Raw genomic sequence first — 18,900 nt, 5'->3', positions numbered from 1 at the left:
ATGTGATTTTTAATAGTATGTTGCGCTTTTGGTGGTTTAATGACCAAGGCGGACAGATATAATAATGTCGTGTCTAGAGACGGTTTAGTTTTGTCATTACACACTTCCAATTTAAGTGGTAATGACCACCGCCTCGAATTTGCGCAATGAATGAATCTTTTTCCCGATAAAGTAGTGCAAGTGCGTATGATTACAATAAAAAAGGGGCTGGACCTTCCTATTGCAGGAACTCCATCCCAGGTGATTAATGATGGTAAAGCCATCAACAAAGTCGCCTTGCTTGGCGAAGAGTACGTCGGCATGCGTCCTACTATGCATGTTCGCGTAGGTGATGAAGTAAAGAAAGCTCAAGTTCTTTTTGAAGATAAGAAGAATCCAGGCGTGAAGTTTACTTCACCAGTCAGCGGTAAAGTTGTTGAAATTAATCGTGGTGCAAAACGTGTGCTTCAATCTGTTGTGGTTGAAGTTGCAGGTGATGACCAAGTAACGTTCGACAAGTTTGAGGCCAATCAATTAGGAAGTCTTGACCGTGAAGCGGTGAAAACTCAACTGATCGATTCTGGTCTTTGGACATCGCTGCGTACTCGTCCGTTTAGCAAGGTTCCTGCCGTTGATTCGACAACTAAGGCTATATTTGTGACTGCTATGGATACTAATCCATTAGCCGCAGAGCCAACAGTTATCATTAACGACAATTCAGAAGCCTTCGTTGCTGGCCTAGATGTGCTTTCAGCTCTGACTGACGGTAAAGTGTACGTTTGTAAAAAAGGTACTAGCTTACCACGCTCAACGCAGTCCAATGTTGAAGAACATGTCTTTGACGGTCCTCACCCAGCTGGTCTAGCTGGTACACACATGCATTTCCTGCACCCTGTCAATGCAGAAAATGTGGCATGGTACATTAACTACCAGGACGTTATCGCTGTCGGTAAATTGTTCCTAACTGGTGAGTTATACAGCGAGCGTGTTATTTCTCTTGCTGGCCCTGTCGTAAATAATCCTCGCTTAGTTCGTACAGTGATAGGTGCAAGCCTAGAACAACTTACGGATAGCGAAATGATGCCTGGCGAAGTTCGCGTGATCTCTGGCTCTGTACTAACGGGCACTAAAGCCACTGGTCCACATGCTTACTTGGGTCGTTACCACTTACAGGTGTCTGTTCTCCGCGAAGGTCGTGAGAAGGAGTTCTTAGGTTGGGCTATGCCTGGCAAGAACAAGTTCTCTGTTACTCGCTCATTCTTAGGTCACCTGTTTAAAGGTCAGTTATTCAATATGACAACGACAACAAACGGTAGTGATCGCGCAATGGTGCCAATTGGTAACTACGAAAAAGTTATGCCGCTAGATATGGAGCCAACTCTGTTGCTTCGTGATCTGTGTGCTGGTGACGCCGATAGTGCAGTACGCCTTGGCGCACTAGAACTAGACGAAGAAGATCTAGCATTGTGTACCTTTGTATGTCCAGGTAAATACGAGTACGGTCAGTTACTTCGTGAATGCCTCGATAAGATTGAGAAAGAAGGGTAATTTTCATGGGCCTTAAAAAGTTTCTTGAAGACATCGAGCATCACTTTGAGCCAGGTGGTAAACACGAGAAGTGGTTTGCTTTATATGAAGCAGCGGCAACTTTGTTTTACACGCCTGGTACTGTGACAAAGAGAAGCTCTCATGTCCGTGATAGCGTTGACTTAAAACGTATCATGATCATGGTTTGGTTAGCGGTGTTCCCAGCAATGTTCTGGGGTATGTACAACGCTGGTGGTCAAGCTATCTCTGCACTTCAGCATATGTATGCAAGTGATCAACTGGCTACTATCGTCGATGGTAACTGGCACTACTGGCTGACTGAAATGCTAGGCGGTACACTGTCGTCTGATGCAGGTTGGGGCAGTAAAATGCTTCTGGGTGCAACATACTTCCTTCCAATTTATGCAACAGTATTTATTGTTGGTGGCTTCTGGGAAGTGTTGTTCTGTATGGTGCGTAAGCACGAAGTTAACGAAGGTTTCTTTGTAACTTCTATCCTTTTCGCATTGATCGTTCCACCTACACTACCTCTATGGCAAGCGGCACTAGGTATCACCTTCGGTGTTGTTGTTGCTAAAGAAGTTTTCGGTGGTACTGGTCGTAACTTCCTAAACCCAGCGCTTGCAGGTCGTGCATTCCTATTCTTTGCATACCCAGCACAAATCTCTGGTGATTTAGTGTGGACTGCTGCAGATGGTTTCTCTGGCGCTACTGCTCTTAGCCAATGGGCTCAAGGTGGTAACGGTGCTCTGATGAATGCTGCAACTGGTCAAGCTATCACTTGGATGGATGCATTCATTGGTAATATTCCAGGTTCAATCGGCGAAGTTTCAACGCTTGCTCTAGCAATTGGTGCTGCTTTCATCGTTTACATGGGTATTGCTTCATGGCGCATTATCGCTGGCGTGATGATCGGTATGATTGCTCTTTCTACGTTGTTCAACGTGATTGGTTCTGACACAAATATGATGTTTAACATGCCTTGGCATTGGCACCTAGTTCTGGGTGGCTTCGCATTCGGTATGTTCTTCATGGCAACGGACCCTGTATCAGCGTCGTTCACAGATAAAGGTAAATGGGCATACGGTATCTTGATTGGTGTTATGTGTGTATTAATCCGTGTGGTTAACCCTGCATACCCAGAAGGCATGATGCTAGCGATCCTATTCGCTAACCTGTTTGCTCCTCTGTTCGACCATATTGTGGTAGAGAAAAACATCAAGCGGAGATTATCGCGCTATGGCAAGTAATAACGATAGCATTAAGAAAACGCTGTTTGTTGTTATCGCATTGAGCCTAGTGTGCTCAATCATCGTATCGACAGCAGCGGTTGGTCTGCGAGACGCTCAGAAAGCGAATGCAGTGCTTGATAAGCAAAGCAAAATCGTTCAGGTAGCTGGTATCACTGAGCAAGGTAAGGTTCCTGAATTGTACTCTAAGTACATCGAACCTCGTCTAGTTGACCTTAATACTGGTGATTTTATTGACGGTAATGCAGCAACTTTTGATCAGCGTAAAGCGGCTAAAAATACTGCAACATCAGTTAAGCTTTCATCAGATCAAGACGTAGCGAAGATTATTCGTCGCTCGAACACGGGTATCGTTTATCTTGTAAAAGATGGCGAGCAAGTGTCTAAAGTAATCCTACCAATTCACGGTAACGGCCTGTGGTCTATGATGTACGCATTCATTGCGGTTGAAACTGACGGTAATACAGTTTCTGGCATCACTTACTATGAACAAGGCGAAACTCCTGGATTGGGTGGTGAAGTTGAAAACCCTAACTGGCGTGCTCAATTTGTAGGTAAGAAACTGTTCGATGAGAACCACAAACCTGCAATTAAAGTAGTAAAAGGTGGCGCACCACAAGGTTCTGAGCATGGTGTTGATGCTCTTTCAGGTGCAACGCTAACCAGTAATGGTGTTCAACATACATTTGACTTCTGGTTAGGTGATATGGGCTTTGGTCCTTTCCTAGCAAAAGTTCGTGACGGAGGTCTTAACTAATGTCTAGCGCAAAAGATCTTAAAAAGAGCATTCTAGCGCCAGTATTGGATAACAACCCAATCGCGCTACAAGTTCTTGGCGTATGTTCTGCTCTAGCAGTGACTACCAAACTAGAGACGGCTTTCGTTATGACTCTTGCAGTAACGTTTGTAACTGCATTGTCGAACTTCTTCGTTTCGTTAATCCGTAACCACATTCCAAGCAGCGTACGTATCATCGTTCAGATGGCCGTTATCGCATCTTTGGTAATCGTGGTAGACCAAATACTGAAAGCGTATTTATACGATATCTCTAAACAACTTTCAGTATTCGTAGGCCTTATCATTACGAACTGTATCGTAATGGGTCGTGCAGAAGCATTTGCAATGAAATCTGCACCAATTCCGTCTTTCATTGATGGTATTGGTAACGGTCTAGGTTACGGTTTCGTGCTTATCAGTGTTGGTTTCTTCCGTGAGCTTCTAGGTTCTGGCAAGCTATTTGGTATGGAAGTACTGCCTCTTATTAAAGACGGCGGTTGGTACCAGCCAAACGGTTTGATGCTATTAGCACCTTCTGCGTTCTTCCTGATCGGATTTATGATTTGGGCGATTCGTACCTTCAAGCCTGAACAAGTAGAAGCGAAGGAGTAAGGTTGTCATGGAACATTATATTAGTTTGCTGGTGAAATCGATTTTCATCGAGAACATGGCACTGTCTTTCTTCTTGGGTATGTGTACCTTCTTGGCGGTATCGAAGAAAGTTAAGACATCATTTGGTCTAGGTATTGCGGTAACAGTGGTATTAACCATTTCTGTTCCTGTGAACAACCTAGTTTACAACCTCGTTCTTAAACCAGATGCGCTTGCTGAAGGTGTGGATTTAAGTTTCCTTAACTTCATTACCTTTATCGGTGTAATCGCTGCATTAGTACAGATTCTAGAAATGATCTTAGACCGTTTCTTCCCACCTCTGTACAACGCGTTAGGTATCTTCCTACCACTGATCACAGTTAACTGTGCAATCTTTGGTGGTGTATCTTTCATGGTTCAGCGTGATTACAACTTCGGAGAGTCTGTAGTATACGGTTTCGGTTCAGGTTTGGGCTGGATGCTAGCTATCGTCGCTCTTGCAGGTATCCGTGAGAAAATGAAGTATTCAGATGTGCCTCCAGGTCTTCGTGGTCTAGGTATTACCTTTATCACTGCTGGTCTAATGGCGCTTGGCTTTATGTCATTCTCTGGTGTTCAACTGTAAGACGGGTAAACCGCAACAATTAAGGAATAGTCAATGGACATTATTCTTGGTGTAGTGATGTTTACTCTGATTGTTCTAGCGCTAGTTCTAGTGATTCTTTTCGCTAAATCTAAGCTAGTACCAACAGGTGACATTACAATCTCAATCAATGGCGATGCAGACAAATCGATCGTTACTTCTCCAGGCGGCAAACTTCTTGGCGCATTGGCGAGTTCTGGCGTTTTCGTATCATCGGCATGTGGTGGCGGTGGCTCATGTGGTCAGTGTCGCGTAAAAATTAAATCTGGCGGTGGTGACATTCTACCGACTGAGCTTGACCACATTACTAAAGGTGAAGCTCGTGAAGGCGAGCGTTTAGCGTGTCAGGTTGCCGTGAAAACGGACATGGAGATCGAACTTCCAGAAGAGATCTTCGGTGTTAAGAAGTGGGAATGTACAGTTATCTCTAACGATAACAAAGCGACATTCATTAAAGAGCTTAAGCTACAAATTCCAGATGGCGAATCAGTACCTTTCCGTGCTGGTGGTTACATCCAGATTGAAGCACCTGCTCACCATGTAAAATATGCGGATTACGATGTACCTGAAAAGTACCGTGGCGACTGGGACAAGTTCAACCTGTTCCGCTACGAGTCTAAGGTAAATGAAGACATCATTCGTGCGTACTCTATGGCTAACTACCCAGAAGAGTTCGGCATTATCATGCTTAACGTACGTATTGCGACTCCGCCACCAAACAACCCGAATGTACCACCAGGTCAAATGTCTTCGTACATCTGGTCTCTAAAAGCGGGTGATAAATGTACTATTTCTGGTCCATTTGGTGAGTTCTTCGCGAAAGATACTGATGCTGAAATGGTGTTTGTAGGCGGTGGTGCTGGTATGGCTCCAATGCGTTCACATATCTTCGATCAGCTAAAACGTCTGAAATCTAAGCGTAAGATGTCTTACTGGTATGGTGCGCGTTCTAAACGTGAAATGTTCTACGTAGAAGATTTTGACGGCCTAGCGGCTGAAAATGACAACTTTGTATGGCATTGTGCGCTATCAGATCCGCAACCAGAAGATAACTGGGATGGTTACACTGGTTTCATCCACAACGTACTGTACGAAAACTATCTGAAGGATCACGAAGCTCCTGAAGATTGTGAATACTACATGTGTGGCCCACCGATGATGAACGCAGCTGTTATTGGCATGCTGAAAGACCTTGGTGTAGAAGATGAAAACATCTTGTTGGATGACTTCGGTGGTTAATCCCCGTTAAGTGTCTGATTAAATGGCTGACTCAAATGAGTCAGCCATAATTTTTTCAAGTTTGTATAGAGAATCTCGTAAGGTTTATGTGTGATATACACATGGATTCTCTATATCTACTTACCTCAATAGGAGTAAACAAGTGAAAACTTGGCTTGTTGCATTAGCTTCTTTATTGCTTTTAGCTGGTTGTGAAAAACCGGTCGAGCAAGTGCATTTAAGTGGCCCAACGATGGGCACTACGTACAACATTAAGTATCTCCAGCAAGATGGCATTCCATCATCTGATGATTTGCATAAAGAGATCGATCGGTTACTTGAAGAAGTAAACGACCAGATGTCAACATATCGCAAAACGTCAGAGCTTAGCCGTTTTAATCAGTTCCAAGATACCACTCCGGTTGAAGTATCACCTCAGACGGCAACTGTCGTTCGTGAAGCGATTCGTTTGAACGGTGTGACTTTAGGTGCTTTAGATGTCACTGTAGGTCCATTGGTTAACCTTTGGGGGTTTGGCCCAGAAGCGCGCCCTGAAGTGGTTCCTACTGATGAAGAGTTGGCAGAGCGCAAAGCGAACATAGGTATTGAGCATCTTAGCGTTGAAGGTAACATGCTAAGTAAAGACCTACCTCACTTGTATGTTGACCTTTCTACCATTGCAAAAGGTTGGGGTGTTGATGTGGTTGCTGACTATATCGAGTCTCAAGGCATCAATAACTACATGGTTGAAGTAGGTGGAGAAATCCGTCTTAAAGGCGTAAATCGTGAAGGTGTTGGCTGGCGTATCGCAGTAGAGAAGCCAACCGTTGATGAACGTACGATTCAAGAAATCATAGAGCCGGGCGACTACGCGATTGCGACATCAGGAGACTACCGTAACTATTTTGAGCGTGATGGTGTGCGTTATTCACACATTATCGACCCTCAAACAGGACGCCCAATCAATAACCGTGTTGTTTCGGTGACGGTATTAGATAAATCTTGTATGACAGCGGATGGTCTTGCTACAGGGTTAATGGTGCTAGGCGAAGTGAAAGGTATTGAGATCGCAGAGCAAAACAACATTCCTGTGTTTATGATTGTGAAAACGGATGACGGTTTTGAAGAGGTTTCTTCGAGCGCATTCAAACCATTCTTAAACCGCAAATAACGAAGTGAGTTTGTCATTATGAGTACGTTTCTGATTACTTTTGGCGTTTTTCTGGCAGTAATTACAGCGATGGCTGTTGGTTATATTTTCCAGAAGAAAGTTGTGAAAGGCAGCTGCGGCGGCTTAGGTGCTGTGGGCATTGAGAAAGTGTGTAACTGTCCAGAACCATGCGATGCACGTAAAAAGCGCGAAGCTCGCGAAGCGGTAAGAGCTGAGAAGCTCGCTGCTTGGGAAAAAGACCGTATTGCATAAGTTTTGAAATGCTACAAAAAAGGGTTCTATCATTTGATAGAACCCTTTTCTTTTTAAACTGTTTAGGAATTGATGAGCTGATTCCGGCCGCTTTCTTTCGCCTTGTACAAGCGCATATCAGCAACTTTTATCTGTTCTCCAAGTGTCCCTTCCATCGATGTAGCGCCAATACTGATAGTGTATTTAATAACTTGCCCTTGATGCTCAACATGATCTGCTTCGATACAACGACGCATACGCTCAAGTTGCTTACAGAATTTTTCGAATTCGCCACGATAGTGGATACAGAATTCTTCACCTCCAAATCGAGCAACAATCTGGTCGCCAAAAAAAGCTTTGAGCATACCTGAAATATGAGTCAACGCTGCGTCACCGCCATCATGGCCGTAGTTATCATTAACCTTTTTGAAGAAATCGATATCAAGCATTGCAATGCAGCGGTCTGCAACATTTTTACCTATGGTATCGAACAGGTAACGTCGGTTCCATAAACCAGTTAAAGCATCTTGGTTCGCAAGTTTAAATAGCTCTTTGGTTGCTTCCTGCATATTAAGCAGTTGGTTTACACGGCAAAACAGTTCTTCTTGATTAAACGGTTTATGTAAAAAATCATTGGCCCCCGCCTTTAGATACTGCGCGGTCATGGTTTTATCATCCGAACCTGATAAACCAAGAATAGAAATATCATCGTGAATAGAATGACGTCTGATTTCACGTATCATTTCAAGCCCTGTCATCTCAGGCATGTAGTTGTCACTAATAATAAGGCTGATATGCGGATTATTGGTCAGTTGTTGCAGCGCCTCTTCACCATTACAAGCTTGAATCGTACGAATGTACTGTGATTCAAGAAGCTGACATATAGTTCGACGCATCATAGCACTGTCGTCTACCACTAATGCATGATGGAATTGGTTGTTTTTAATCCGTTTTGCAAATGGAATTACGTACTGAACTGAGCTGAGGCTATCTTTTAGAATGTAATCAAGCACTCCTTTCTTAAGAAACTCCTGACGAGTTTCCTGCTCAAATTTAGCCGTTAGTACAACGACCTTGAGATTATTTTCTAACAGCAGATCGATCACTTCACCATCTTCAGCATCAAGGAGATGGTAGCAAGAGACTACAAAAACAAAGTCAGTTCGTACTTCAAGCGTTTGCTTAGTTTCTGCTAAGTCCTGGCACACAAAGACTTTAAAGCCTAGAGCAGATAGATGAGTGCTAAGGTAATTACGAAAAATACGACTTCCATCTATAACGAGTACAGAATTGCTTGAACGATTCACGATAGCTTTACCTTGATTGAGTACGATGCCGAGTGATAAGGGTGCCTTTTATACATTAGAACTGATTTATCAGATGTAGGAATAAGATGATTAAGTGACAGACTGTTTCGGTATTTAGTCACTGTAAGAAAGATGTTTTCGTTTTAGTAGAAAAGCTTCTACAATGACTGTGTTTATATACAGTTATATTGGTGATATGTGGAACAACAATCGACAAGAAAAATTATTCATATTGATATGGATTGTTTTTATGCAGCTGTAGAGATGCGTGATAACCCCAATTATCGTGGCAGGCCGTTAGCTGTTGGTGGTAATGAAAAGCAAAGAGGTGTTCTGAGCACTTGTAACTATGAAGCTCGCAAGTATGGTGTGCGCTCGGCTATGCCTACCGCTCAGGCTCTGAAACTATGTCCCCAGCTATTGGTTGTTCCTGGAAGAATGTCTGTATATAAGGAGGTATCGCGTAAAATCCACACTATTTTTCAGCGCTATACTTCAATCATTGAACCCTTGTCTTTAGACGAAGCTTTTCTCGATGTTACCAATGTGGATATTTGCCAAGGTAGTGCGACCTTGATAGCCCAAGCCATTCGCAAAGATATTTGGAATGAGCTTGAACTCACTGCGTCAGCAGGAGTGGCTCCGTTGAAGTTTTTGGCGAAAGTCGCCTCGGATATCAACAAGCCTAATGGGCAGTTCGTTATCACTCCGGAAGAAGTACAAACAACAGTAGATAAACTACCATTAGAAAAAATTCCCGGTGTTGGCAAAGTGAGTTTGGAAAAGCTTCACCGGGCGGGGTTTTATCTTTGCGAAGATATCAAAAACAGCGATTATCGTGAGTTATTGAGACAGTTTGGACGCCTAGGGGCCTCGTTGTGGAAAAAAAGCCACGGTATAGATAATCGAGAAGTGATTGTTGAGAGAGAACGAAAATCTGTTGGCGTAGAACGTACCTTTAGCCACAACATCTCAACTTATGAAGAGTGCTGGCAGGTTATCGAGGACAAACTGTTTCCTGAACTTGATATGAGGTTAACCAAAGCGAGCCCAGATAGATCGATCATCAAGCAGGGAATAAAGGTTAAGTTTGCCGACTTCCAGCTCACCACTATTGAACATATTCATCCTCAATTAGAACTGAATGATTTTAAACAGCTGCTCAGTGACGTTCTCAAACGACAGAAGGGAAGGGAGATTCGCTTACTTGGGTTATCGGTGATGTTAAAACCTGAAGAACAATCGAAGCAACTGAGTTTCTTTTAAGTTTTGCCGTGTAGGCGATGGCAAACAGGCTTCAAAGCAAATTAGGTGTGGAGTAATGCTCACTTTTATATCTCTGCGTCCATGTACTAATAGATTAAAATAACTAACATTGCGTTAACGTATTAGCGAGCAATATCCGATATTGTTGAACAAAATTTTATATAGAGACGTCTATGAAAAAAACAATTTTACTCACTTCATTGTTGTGTAGCTCATCTGTTTGGGCAGCTCAGTGTAAAGTCGATGTACAAAATGAAGTTCATCTTAATGGTTCAAGTGTTGAAATTCACACAACTAACGGTGATACCGCAGTGATGGATGAGGGAAATCGTCTCTATCTGCATGGTGAACAAATTGAGTTAGACAGTTCTCAACAACAAGCCATCCAATCTTACCGAGAAAGTGTAAGTTCAGCGGTTCCCCGCGCTAAGGAATTAGCACATAAGGGGATGGATGTTGCTAATGACCTATTGGATGACGTTGCCGCAAGTATTAATTCTCCAAATGCATTTGAAGATGTTAAGCAATCGATGAAAACGTTTTTTGCAGATATAGAAAGCCGTTATTATCAAGGTGAAGATTTTGTATTGCCAGCCAATACTTTTGAATCGATGACTCAACAGTGGGAGCAAGATTTTGAGAAAGCAAAAGCACTGTTTAGTCAGGAGTTTTTCTCAAGTGCCTTTGATGCTGTGTCTGAAAAGATGAAGCAGGATGGGGGTATTAACTTGACAGAGTTGGGCAATACCATGAGTGAGCTTACCGCTAAGTTTGAAGCTCGTCTGAAAGAGCATCAGGCAAACGTGGAAAAAGAAGGCAAAGAATTGTGTGAATCCCTCGATGATATTGTTGAGCAAGAGCAAGAATTGCACAAAAAGATACCTGAACTAAAGAACTACCAAGTGTTTACGATCTAAACTAAAGGAGCGCATAAAGCGCTCCTTTTTCTTTAGCGTGTTTTGAAGGTGAGATGATATTTAACAATATTAGTGTGCGTTGGATAAGTGCAATAACCGCGATGATAGTTGTTGTGTGTTTCGTTACTTGCTATCTCGTATTTAAGTATTTGTGGACGTATGATCGTCATATTTCGCAGTCTTTAGAATTACAACAAGAAGAAGTCACCCGAGTTGAAACCGTTATTGATATTACTCAGGAAAAAATGGGTGACTCAATGGTTGATTACGCAGCTTGGAACGATATGGCGAATTTTATTCGTTATCCAACGCAAGAGTTCATTGATAACAGCGTTGGTCTTCACGCTCTTACTTCTCAGGTCATTGATGGCTTTTTTATATTCAATCCAAATAAAGAGTTAGTGTGGGGGAAAGAGCTTGATGTTGAAAACAATGCGCTGATTGATTCCGATACTTACTCACCTTATTTTCAAACTATTTTGGCTGAAGCTGAGCAGCAAAGTGTCGATGTTGTAAAGGCAGTTGTTCGTTTTATTGTTATTAATAATTCCCCATATTTAGTAGCTACAACCCGAGTTTGCACCAGTGATGCAGACCAGTGCGATAAAGGTTACTTAATTTTCTTTAAAAGATTATCTCGTCAATTTGAAGATATGATCCAAAAGGCGACGGGCATTCATGTGGAAATATTGGTTGAGAGTGGTCGTGAAATAGAGATAAAGCCAGTTACAAATATTTCATATGTGTTAGAAGTTGATTACAGTGGTAATTCCAGCGTTGTTATTAAGGTTTTTCATAGAGTTAAGTTACCTAGTTTCATCGTTTGGGAGGAGGTCTATGCTCTTTTAGCTTTTTCTATTATGTTTTATTTCATCAATTTACTGTTGGTGCAGAGTCTTGTTAAGCCCGTAACAAACGCAATACGAGTATTGGAAAAATTCCAATTGCATGGTGGAAAAATGCCGGATGAATCTTCTTTTATTTCTAAGGAAATGAAGAAGTTTGCGCGTACTATCAATAGAATCATGATAGATCTAGAGCAAAGCCACGAAAGTTTACGTTGGCAGTCGGAGCATGATTCATTAACTGAAATTTCTAATCGCCGTCATTTAGAGCGGCAGCTCGTTAGTTTTATTGAAGAATATCATTTCAAATATTTAGCTTTATTTTTAGTTGATATCGATTATTTCAAATTATACAACGACAACTTGAGCCATCTGGATGGTGATAATGTATTAAAGCAAGTTGCTAAAGCTCTCGATTGTGTTGAGTACAATGGTGACAAAGTTGTGGCTCGTTTTGGTGGTGAGGAATTCTGCGTTGTATTTGCTAGTGATATTCCACTTAACATTGAAATGTATGCCCAAAAAATAAAAGATGCGGTCGCACATTTAAGAATTCCCCATCCTTGTGCTCCAATTAAAAATCATCCCTACTTATCAATCAGTATTGGTGGCGTTCATGTAGAAAATCCAAGCATTAAACGTTATCAAGAAATGTTTCACCAAGCAGATATAGCACTCTATCTCGCCAAGGATAGAGGTCGAAATCAGTATGTTGTGCAAAATTTCAACTCAAAAATAGAGTCTTTCATCGGTGTAAAGTAGAAAATACACGATAAAAGATAAATTATTGCTCAATATATCAGCAAACTATTCTGCGGCTCATTGTATCATGATGCGTTTTTCTTTATTGTACTAGCCAACTAGTTTGGTGATATTTGTGAGTAGTAATGACATCGAGTAATACCCGCGAAACTTTTGGTTCACGTCTTGGGTTTGTATTGGCCGCAGCAGGCGCTGCAGTTGGCCTTGGCAATATCTGGGGGTTTCCCACTCAAGCAGCCAGCAATGGTGGTGGCGCATTCCTATTAGTCTATTTGGTTCTCATTTTAGTGGTTGCATTCCCTATGTTGGTGGTCGAAATGGCTATTGGCCGTTCAGGGCAAGCGAACCCAGTAGATAGTATGCGTTCACTAACGGCTAATCCTACGGCTAAAAAAGCGGGTGCTTTCGTGGGTTGGTTAGGTCTGAGTGTACCAAGTGCCGTTTTGGCGTTTTATAGCATTGTTGGCGGATGGATAATCTGTTTCATGTTGGGGGCTATCACTGATTTGCTAGGCATGGAAAGCGCTACGGCTTGGTTCAAAGGTTTTAGCGTTGAGCGTAATCTATTCGGCACTATTGTATTTTATGTTTTGACCATCTTGATCGTTCAAGGTGGTGTTAAGCAGGGCATTGAAAAATGGTCAACTCGACTAATGCCAGCTCTGTTTGTTCTGTTTGGTGTGCTGTTTATTTATATTATTATGCAACCGGGCGCAATTGAAGGTTTGCAACATTACTTAGTGCCAGATTTTGATAAGATTTTCGACCGTAAGATGATTTTAGCGGCAATGGGGCAGGGATTTTTTTCGTTAACCATAGGCGGCTGTTCAATGTTGATTTATGGTTCTTATCTAAGTAAGAAAGAGAACCTGCCTAAAATGGCGATGAATGTTACTTTGGTGGATACAGGCGTTGCCTTTATCGCAGGCCTAGTGGTTCTTCCTGCTATGTTCGTTGCGATGAATAAAGGTGTTCAGATTTATGCCGCAGATGGTTCTCTGCTGAGCTCTGATACGCTTGTTTTCACTGTTCTGCCGTTAATGTTTGATAGCTTGGGCGTGTTTGGACAATTGTTTGCCATCGTGTTCTTCTTACTACTGACGATTGCTGCTTTGACTTCATCAATCTCCATGTTGGAATGTCCGGTAGCGTTGGTATCAGAACGTTTTAACACTAAACGTACGTCAACCAGTTGGGTGTTAGGTGGCTTAATTGCACTGCTTAGTGTGGTGATTGTCTATAACTTCGGCGAGCTGTTCGGTCTAGTCGCGACTACGGCAACGCAATATCTGCAACCGACTGCGGCTTTGATGTTCTGTTTGTTTGGTGGTTGGGTGTGGAATCGCAACGCTAAGCTTAACGAGTTAGAGCAAGGCTTCCCTGAATTCCGCCAAAGCACATTTGGCAAAATCTGGCCTTGGTATGTGAAGTTTGTCTGTCCTATTTTGGTAGCAACCGTAATTTGGGCTTCATTTGGTTAATCCAATCACTCAATAAAAAACCTTGGTAGTGATACCAAGGTTTTTTATTGAGTGAAAAACGAGAGCTAAGAATATCTCGTTATTCCATCCTAGATAAAAATATGATCAGACTGAGCATCGGCGAGCAGCGAATGGGCGTCAAACGCAAACGCGCATTCATTCGTCCCTGAAGCTCCGCCGAGCCATCCATGGCTCAGAGGGTTTGCTTATCGACGCCCATTCACTGATCAGGAAATTTTCCAGAATGGTATTATTCCGATGGTGAAGGCGGCATTATCTGACCTGTAGTCAGAGGCTCCAAATCCACTTCAATCACTTCTTCAATAAAGTCACCGACTAGCTGTTCAACCATATCGTCATCTTGTGTGAAGTATGCGAGATGGAATACAGCATCACCCTCATTCACTAGTGGTAGCGTTTGCTGACCGATAACAATACCGCCTTTATTCGCTTTCACTTCAACTTCAACGTTGCCTAAAGGTGAGTTGATGTACGCCAATACTTGACCTTTTGCCACTCGGTCACCTAGTGAGACGACGGTACGCAAAATGCCATCAGCTTCTGCACGTAACCAGCTGGTCGATTTAGCAATGACTGAGTTGGGTAGTTTCTTACGACTTGCTCTTAGCATGCCAATTGCCTGCATTACTCGTTTCACACCAACGACGCCAGCACTGATTGCGATCGGTTCAAAGCGAAGCGCTTCACCTGCTTCATAGGTTAATACGGTAATACCCGATTTCTCGGCTTCACTACGTAAAGAGCCCATTCTTAATGGAGAGTCGAGAATTACAGGGGTAGCAAAGGCTTGAGCGATACGCAGTGTTTCCGGATTGCTTAGGTCTGCGCGAATCTGCGGTAAGTTAGTGCGGTGAATAGCACCGGTATGCAGGTCAATAATGTAATCACATTTGAGGGCGACTTGAGAAAAGAAGATGTGCGCCATTCGTGAAGCCAGAGAGCCGCTGTCGCTGCCTGGGAAGCAACGGTTTAAATCACGTCTATCTGGTAAGTAACGTGACTTATGAATAAAGCCGAATACGTTAACAATAGGTACGGTAATCAGAGTACCTTTTAGTTTTTTAGGATCGATGGAATTAATCAGTTGTCTTACGATCTCAACACCGTTGAGTTCATCACCATGGATGGCTGCGTTGACCATAAGCACTGGACCCGGTAAAGCGCCATGAATGATTTCAATAGGAATGGAAAGGGGCGAGTGGGTATAGAGTTTCGCTCCTTCCAATTCAATGACTTGTTTGGTTGCTGGGGGAATTTTCTCCCCCAGAAATTCGTATGCTGCGTTCTTGTATGTTCTAGCCTTTACCACGTGTTTTTGTCCTTTTACTTGCCGCATTTTTTTCTAGAAATTCGACAATCATTCCGGCGATATCTTTACCGGTCGCAGCTTCAATGCCTTCTAAGCCTGGAGATGAGTTTACTTCCATGACCAATGGTCCTCTTGCTGAGCGAAGTAAATCAACACCAGCGACATTCAGCCCCATGATTTTAGCGGCTTCGATAGCTGTTTTACGTTCTTGTGGTGTGATCTTGACCAACGATGCTGAACCACCACGGTGAAGGTTAGAACGGAACTCGCCTTCTGCCCCTTGTCGCTTCATTGCGGCGATAACTTTATCACCAATGACGAAACAGCGAATATCCGCACCGCCTGCTTCTTTAATATATTCTTGAACCATGATGTTCGCTTTCAGGCCCATGAACGCTTCGATAACACTCTCCGCCGCTTTGCGAGTTTCGGCAAGAACAACGCCGATCCCTTGAGTGCCTTCAAGCAATTTAATAACAACGGGCGCGCCGCCTACCATGTCTAATAAGTCTTTAACATCATCAGGCTTACTAGCAAAACCTGTTATTGGCATACCAATCCCTCTACGAGACAATAGTTGCATTGAGCGCAACTTATCTCTTGAACGGCTGATCGCTACAGATTCGTTTGCTGGGTATACACCCATCATTTCAAATTGGCGTAATACAGCAGTACCATAGAAGGTTACCGATGCGCCAATTCGAGGAATAATCGCATCAAATCCAGCCAGCTCTTCACCCTTGAAATGGATTTCAGGTTGGTCTGAATTGATATTCATGTAACAACGTAAAGCATCAATCACTTTTACTTCGTGTCCACGCTGCTTACAAGCTTCAATTAGTCGCTTGGTTGAATATAGCGAAGAGTTGCGTGACAGAATACCAATTTTCATAACTTGGGTGCCTCAAAAGGAATTAAAAACGATGCGGTTGGATCAACGATAATCCTATGATGCATCGCGGTGCGACCTAAAAGCATGCGAAATGCCATATTTTCTCTATTTGTTAATGTAATTTCAGCAGACCACGTTTGTCCGCCTAAGCAGATGTCGGACTTAATAACGTAACGAGATTCTTCATGACCACCTGAGTCTCGTACTGTTCTCTCTGCTATTACTTCAGCCTCACAAACTACAACTGTATCCACGTCGTGTTGATTTGGGTGGATCCAGAAGCGTACCCAAAGTTTATCTTCTTTAGTAAAGCTTTCTAACTTAAATGCGTGTAAGCAAGATGTGCGGGCTCCGGTATCGATTTTTGCTTTAATTTTCTCAATACCTAACCCTGGAAGGCTAAGTCTCTCTCGCCATCCGACAGTCATTTTTTCTTTCATCGCAGTATCTTAGTGTTTTGTTTGGAATTTATTTAAGGCTGAAATGGAGAACAGCCCGCATATGCGTCGTGAAGACGTAATGCCTTGAATAGAGTGTGGTGAACTTCTCTGGGAACTTCAAGGACGCGCACTCTAACAGCAGTGATTATTCTCTCGCTAATGAAAAAAAATGTCCGTATCGACAAATTTTTTTTGTTCAATTCGCAAAAAACCGAAGCATTGAGCTTCGGCTTGGTGTCAGGCTTTTCTGTTAAAAACTTAAGATTTAGCTGGGATATTTTCTAGTAGCGCAATCATTTGTTCCCAGAATAATTCAACAGTGTCGATTTTCACTTTTTCATCCGGAGAATGTGGGAATTTGATTGTTGGACCAAATGAAACCATGTCCATATTTGGATAAGGCTTTTTAAACAGACCACACTCTAGACCTGCATGGATGACCATGATATTTGGTTTGTTACCGTAGATACCTTCATACATATCACGGAAGACGTGCATAATTTCAGAATCAGCATCTGGTTTCCAGCCAGGATAACCACCAGAGAATCGAATTGAAGCGCCTGCCAGCTCTGCAACGGATGCTAACATGCCTTCTACTTGGCTACGGCCAGAATCGATCAGCGAACGAATTAGGCACAGTACGGTTACTTGGTTTTGTTCGGTGGTAATCACGCCCACGTTTAATGAAGTTTCTACGACGCCTTCAATTTCATCACTCATACGGATCACTCCGTTTGGACAAGCATTAACTGCGGCAATGAAACGTTTTTGATCAGCAAGTGCGAACATATCTAAATCAACGGCTTTTGCTTCATTAAACGTTACTATATTGGTTTCAACCTTACCAAGCTCTGATTTGAGTAGGTCTGTATAGAAGCTATAAAGCTCTACTAATTTAGCTTCATTTTCCGCAGGAAGTGCGACAGTAACAAATGCTTCACGTGGAATAGCGTTACGTAAGCTACCTCCACGGAACTCCACTAAGCGAAGATCCAGTTCGTTTGCGTGGCCTGCTAAGAAACGAGCGAGTAATTTATTTGCGTTGCCTCGACCTGTATGGATATCACAACCTGAGTGACCGCCTTTTAGACCTTTAAGAACAAGTTGGCGAGTAATAAAGTTTGACGGAATAGCTTCACGCTTGATGTCGAACTTGATTGAAGCATCAACACCGCCAGCACAGCCCATGTAGACTTCGCCTTCTTGCTCAGAATCGGTATTAAGAAGAATTTCACCTTCTAACCAACCCTCCTCAAGGCCGAAAGCACCATTCATACCCGCTTCTTCATCTATAGTCAGCAGCACTTCCAGTGGCCCATGTTTAATGTCAGTGGAAGCAAGTACTGCTAAACAAGCCGCCATACCCATGCCGTTGTCAGCACCGAGTGTTGTGCCTTTTGCTGTCACCCATTCGCCATCAATATAAGGTTGGATAGGATCTTTAGTGAAGTCATGGTCGGTATCTTCGTTCTTCTGAGGAACCATATCGATATGTGCTTGCAGTACCACACCTTTCTTGTTTTCCATTCCTGGTGTTGCAGGCTTTTTAATAAATAGGTTGCCTGTTGCATCACGACGAACGTCTAAACCAAGTTCCGTTACCCAACCGATAATGGCTTGAGCTAGTGCTTCTTCATGCTTTGAAGGGTGCGGGATGGAACAGATTTTATCGAAAAATTGCCAAACTGGAGTTGGTGATAGGTTACTAATTTCAGAATGAAACTCAGACATAGATGACTCCTTTATTTATCTATACCCCGATTAAATAGTAGAGAGAGGTTGTTAATTTAGAGAAATAACCTGTCTGGCGGGGCAATATTTGCGTCACAGCATACCATTGAGTCATTAAATCGAGTAGTAGCATAGATGGGGATTTTTCGGTAGATGTTGAATCGAAACTGAGTGGTACATTTAAAACTATAATTCTCCTACTCAATAAGTTGCATTAATTTTGCTACTGACTTCAAAAACAAAACATTTTTTTGTAATTTTATTACATTTTATTCCGAGTAATTTGTAGGATTAATAAACAAATTGTGATTTTACTCACTATAAATTTGTAATATTTTTTCTATGTGGTATATTAATAACCAATTCGAAAGCGAATGCTTAGAAGCGAGTTTACCCTCGTAATGTTAAAGAAAGATGTTATGTCAATCTATTAATGTTACACCCCCACAAGCTTTGGTGAGTGAGACCAAATGCATGTGATTTGAACAGTAGTGTTCACCCCCTTTATTGGAATTTGTTTT

The 18,900-nt window shown here is 42.5% G+C and carries 17 protein-coding genes; 12 read left to right on the top strand and 5 right to left on the bottom strand.

Annotated elements, in window-relative coordinates; genetic code table 11:
• The first annotated feature begins 186 nt into the window (after nucleotides 1–186).
• The 8 genes from G5S32_RS11455 to nqrM all read left to right on the top strand — a co-directional run bounded on the left by G5S32_RS11455 (nucleotide 187) and on the right by nqrM (nucleotide 7,429).
• A complete protein-coding gene (locus G5S32_RS11455) occupies nucleotides 187–1,527 on the top strand; it encodes a Na(+)-translocating NADH-quinone reductase subunit A (RefSeq protein WP_165312129.1) in 1,341 nt (446 codons plus the stop codon).
• Between the two features lie 5 nt (nucleotides 1,528–1,532).
• A complete protein-coding gene (locus G5S32_RS11450; protein WP_165312128.1) occupies nucleotides 1,533–2,777 on the top strand; it encodes an NADH:ubiquinone reductase (Na(+)-transporting) subunit B in 1,245 nt (414 codons plus the stop codon).
• Nucleotides 2,767–3,534 (top strand): Na(+)-translocating NADH-quinone reductase subunit C, encoded by a 768-nt coding sequence (locus tag G5S32_RS11445; RefSeq protein WP_165312127.1) that lies wholly within the window; start codon nucleotides 2,767–2,769, stop codon nucleotides 3,532–3,534. The genes G5S32_RS11450 and G5S32_RS11445 overlap by 11 nt, the downstream gene beginning before the upstream one ends.
• Nucleotides 3,534–4,166 carry an NADH:ubiquinone reductase (Na(+)-transporting) subunit D gene (locus tag G5S32_RS11440; RefSeq protein WP_102940388.1) on the top strand — a complete coding sequence of 211 codons (633 nt, stop codon included), beginning with the start codon at nucleotides 3,534–3,536 and terminating at the stop codon, nucleotides 4,164–4,166. Before G5S32_RS11445 ends, G5S32_RS11440 begins: the two co-directional genes overlap by 1 nt.
• Before the next feature lie 7 nt (nucleotides 4,167–4,173).
• Nucleotides 4,174–4,770, top strand: coding sequence for an NADH:ubiquinone reductase (Na(+)-transporting) subunit E (gene nqrE, locus G5S32_RS11435; protein WP_102940387.1), 597 nt, complete (start codon nucleotides 4,174–4,176; stop codon nucleotides 4,768–4,770).
• Between the two features lie 33 nt (nucleotides 4,771–4,803).
• A complete protein-coding gene (gene nqrF / locus G5S32_RS11430) occupies nucleotides 4,804–6,027 on the top strand; it encodes an NADH:ubiquinone reductase (Na(+)-transporting) subunit F (protein WP_165312126.1) in 1,224 nt (407 codons plus the stop codon).
• A 142-nt stretch (nucleotides 6,028–6,169) separates the two neighbouring features.
• Nucleotides 6,170–7,177, top strand: coding sequence for an FAD:protein FMN transferase (locus tag G5S32_RS11425; RefSeq protein ID WP_165312125.1), 1,008 nt, complete (start codon nucleotides 6,170–6,172; stop codon nucleotides 7,175–7,177).
• Between the two features lie 18 nt (nucleotides 7,178–7,195).
• On the top strand, nucleotides 7,196–7,429 hold the full coding sequence (nqrM, locus tag G5S32_RS11420) for a (Na+)-NQR maturation NqrM (protein ID WP_165312124.1): 234 nt from the start codon (nucleotides 7,196–7,198) through the stop codon (nucleotides 7,427–7,429).
• A gap of 62 nt (nucleotides 7,430–7,491) precedes the next feature.
• Here nqrM and G5S32_RS11415 read toward each other — a convergent pair whose 3' ends face one another.
• Complete coding sequence (locus G5S32_RS11415) at nucleotides 7,492–8,715, bottom strand: GGDEF domain-containing response regulator (protein ID WP_165312123.1); 1,224 nt, start codon at nucleotides 8,713–8,715, stop codon at nucleotides 7,492–7,494.
• A 237-nt stretch (nucleotides 8,716–8,952) separates the two neighbouring features.
• Between G5S32_RS11415 and dinB the strand changes: the two genes are divergently transcribed.
• The 4 genes from dinB (at nucleotide 8,953) to G5S32_RS11395 (ending at nucleotide 13,986) form a co-directional block, all read left to right on the top strand.
• A complete protein-coding gene (dinB, locus tag G5S32_RS11410) occupies nucleotides 8,953–9,981 on the top strand; it encodes a DNA polymerase IV (protein WP_165312785.1) in 1,029 nt (342 codons plus the stop codon).
• 173 nt (nucleotides 9,982–10,154) lie between these two features.
• Nucleotides 10,155–10,898: a YggN family protein gene (locus G5S32_RS11405; RefSeq protein WP_165312122.1), complete on the top strand. Its 744-nt coding sequence runs from the start codon at nucleotides 10,155–10,157 to the stop codon at nucleotides 10,896–10,898.
• 53 nt (nucleotides 10,899–10,951) lie between these two features.
• Nucleotides 10,952–12,505, top strand: a complete 1,554-nt coding sequence (locus G5S32_RS11400; protein WP_165312121.1) for a sensor domain-containing diguanylate cyclase — start codon at nucleotides 10,952–10,954, stop codon at nucleotides 12,503–12,505.
• A gap of 125 nt (nucleotides 12,506–12,630) precedes the next feature.
• Entirely contained in the window at nucleotides 12,631–13,986 is a 1,356-nt protein-coding gene (locus tag G5S32_RS11395; protein ID WP_165312120.1) for a sodium-dependent transporter, read from the top strand.
• 250 nt (nucleotides 13,987–14,236) lie between these two features.
• Here the strand turns inward: G5S32_RS11395 and G5S32_RS11390 are convergent, their stop codons facing one another.
• The 4 genes from G5S32_RS11390 to G5S32_RS11375 form a co-directional block, all read right to left on the bottom strand.
• Nucleotides 14,237–15,343 (bottom strand): succinylglutamate desuccinylase/aspartoacylase family protein, encoded by a 1,107-nt coding sequence (locus G5S32_RS11390; RefSeq protein ID WP_165312119.1) that lies wholly within the window; start codon nucleotides 15,341–15,343, stop codon nucleotides 14,237–14,239.
• On the bottom strand, nucleotides 15,303–16,208 hold the full coding sequence (gene rimK / locus G5S32_RS11385; protein ID WP_165312118.1) for a 30S ribosomal protein S6--L-glutamate ligase: 906 nt from the start codon (nucleotides 16,206–16,208) through the stop codon (nucleotides 15,303–15,305). Before rimK ends, G5S32_RS11390 begins: the two co-directional genes overlap by 41 nt.
• Entirely contained in the window at nucleotides 16,205–16,648 is a 444-nt protein-coding gene (locus G5S32_RS11380; protein ID WP_165312117.1) for an ATP-dependent zinc protease family protein, read from the bottom strand. The genes rimK and G5S32_RS11380 overlap by 4 nt, the downstream gene beginning before the upstream one ends.
• A gap of 258 nt (nucleotides 16,649–16,906) precedes the next feature.
• Entirely contained in the window at nucleotides 16,907–18,379 is a 1,473-nt protein-coding gene (locus G5S32_RS11375; protein ID WP_165312116.1) for an aminoacyl-histidine dipeptidase, read from the bottom strand.
• Nucleotides 18,380–18,900: the final 521 nt, after the last annotated feature.

The sequence above is a fragment of the Vibrio ziniensis genome (assembly GCF_011064285.1).
Lineage (GTDB): Bacteria > Pseudomonadota > Gammaproteobacteria > Enterobacterales > Vibrionaceae > Vibrio > Vibrio ziniensis.
The sequence above is the reverse complement of the archived record's forward strand: the minus strand, read 5'-3'. Positions and strand labels throughout refer to the sequence as shown.

Coding starts and splice junctions, on each gene's coding strand:
- G5S32_RS11455 (WP_165312129.1), top strand. CDS start 187: ATGATTACAATAAAAAAGGGGCTGGACCTTCCTATTGCAGGAACTCCA.
- G5S32_RS11450 (WP_165312128.1), top strand. CDS start 1,533: ATGGGCCTTAAAAAGTTTCTTGAAGACATCGAGCATCACTTTGAGCCA.
- G5S32_RS11445 (WP_165312127.1), top strand. CDS start 2,767: ATGGCAAGTAATAACGATAGCATTAAGAAAACGCTGTTTGTTGTTATC.
- G5S32_RS11440 (WP_102940388.1), top strand. CDS start 3,534: ATGTCTAGCGCAAAAGATCTTAAAAAGAGCATTCTAGCGCCAGTATTG.
- nqrE (WP_102940387.1), top strand. CDS start 4,174: ATGGAACATTATATTAGTTTGCTGGTGAAATCGATTTTCATCGAGAAC.
- nqrF (WP_165312126.1), top strand. CDS start 4,804: ATGGACATTATTCTTGGTGTAGTGATGTTTACTCTGATTGTTCTAGCG.
- nqrM (WP_165312124.1), top strand. CDS start 7,196: ATGAGTACGTTTCTGATTACTTTTGGCGTTTTTCTGGCAGTAATTACA.
- dinB (WP_165312785.1), top strand. CDS start 8,953: ATGGATTGTTTTTATGCAGCTGTAGAGATGCGTGATAACCCCAATTAT.
- G5S32_RS11405 (WP_165312122.1), top strand. CDS start 10,155: ATGAAAAAAACAATTTTACTCACTTCATTGTTGTGTAGCTCATCTGTT.
- G5S32_RS11400 (WP_165312121.1), top strand. CDS start 10,952: ATGATATTTAACAATATTAGTGTGCGTTGGATAAGTGCAATAACCGCG.
- G5S32_RS11395 (WP_165312120.1), top strand. CDS start 12,631: ATGACATCGAGTAATACCCGCGAAACTTTTGGTTCACGTCTTGGGTTT.
- G5S32_RS11390 (WP_165312119.1), bottom strand. CDS start 15,343: ATGCGGCAAGTAAAAGGACAAAAACACGTGGTAAAGGCTAGAACATAC.
- rimK (WP_165312118.1), bottom strand. CDS start 16,208: ATGAAAATTGGTATTCTGTCACGCAACTCTTCGCTATATTCAACCAAG.
- G5S32_RS11380 (WP_165312117.1), bottom strand. CDS start 16,648: ATGAAAGAAAAAATGACTGTCGGATGGCGAGAGAGACTTAGCCTTCCA.
- G5S32_RS11375 (WP_165312116.1), bottom strand. CDS start 18,379: ATGTCTGAGTTTCATTCTGAAATTAGTAACCTATCACCAACTCCAGTT.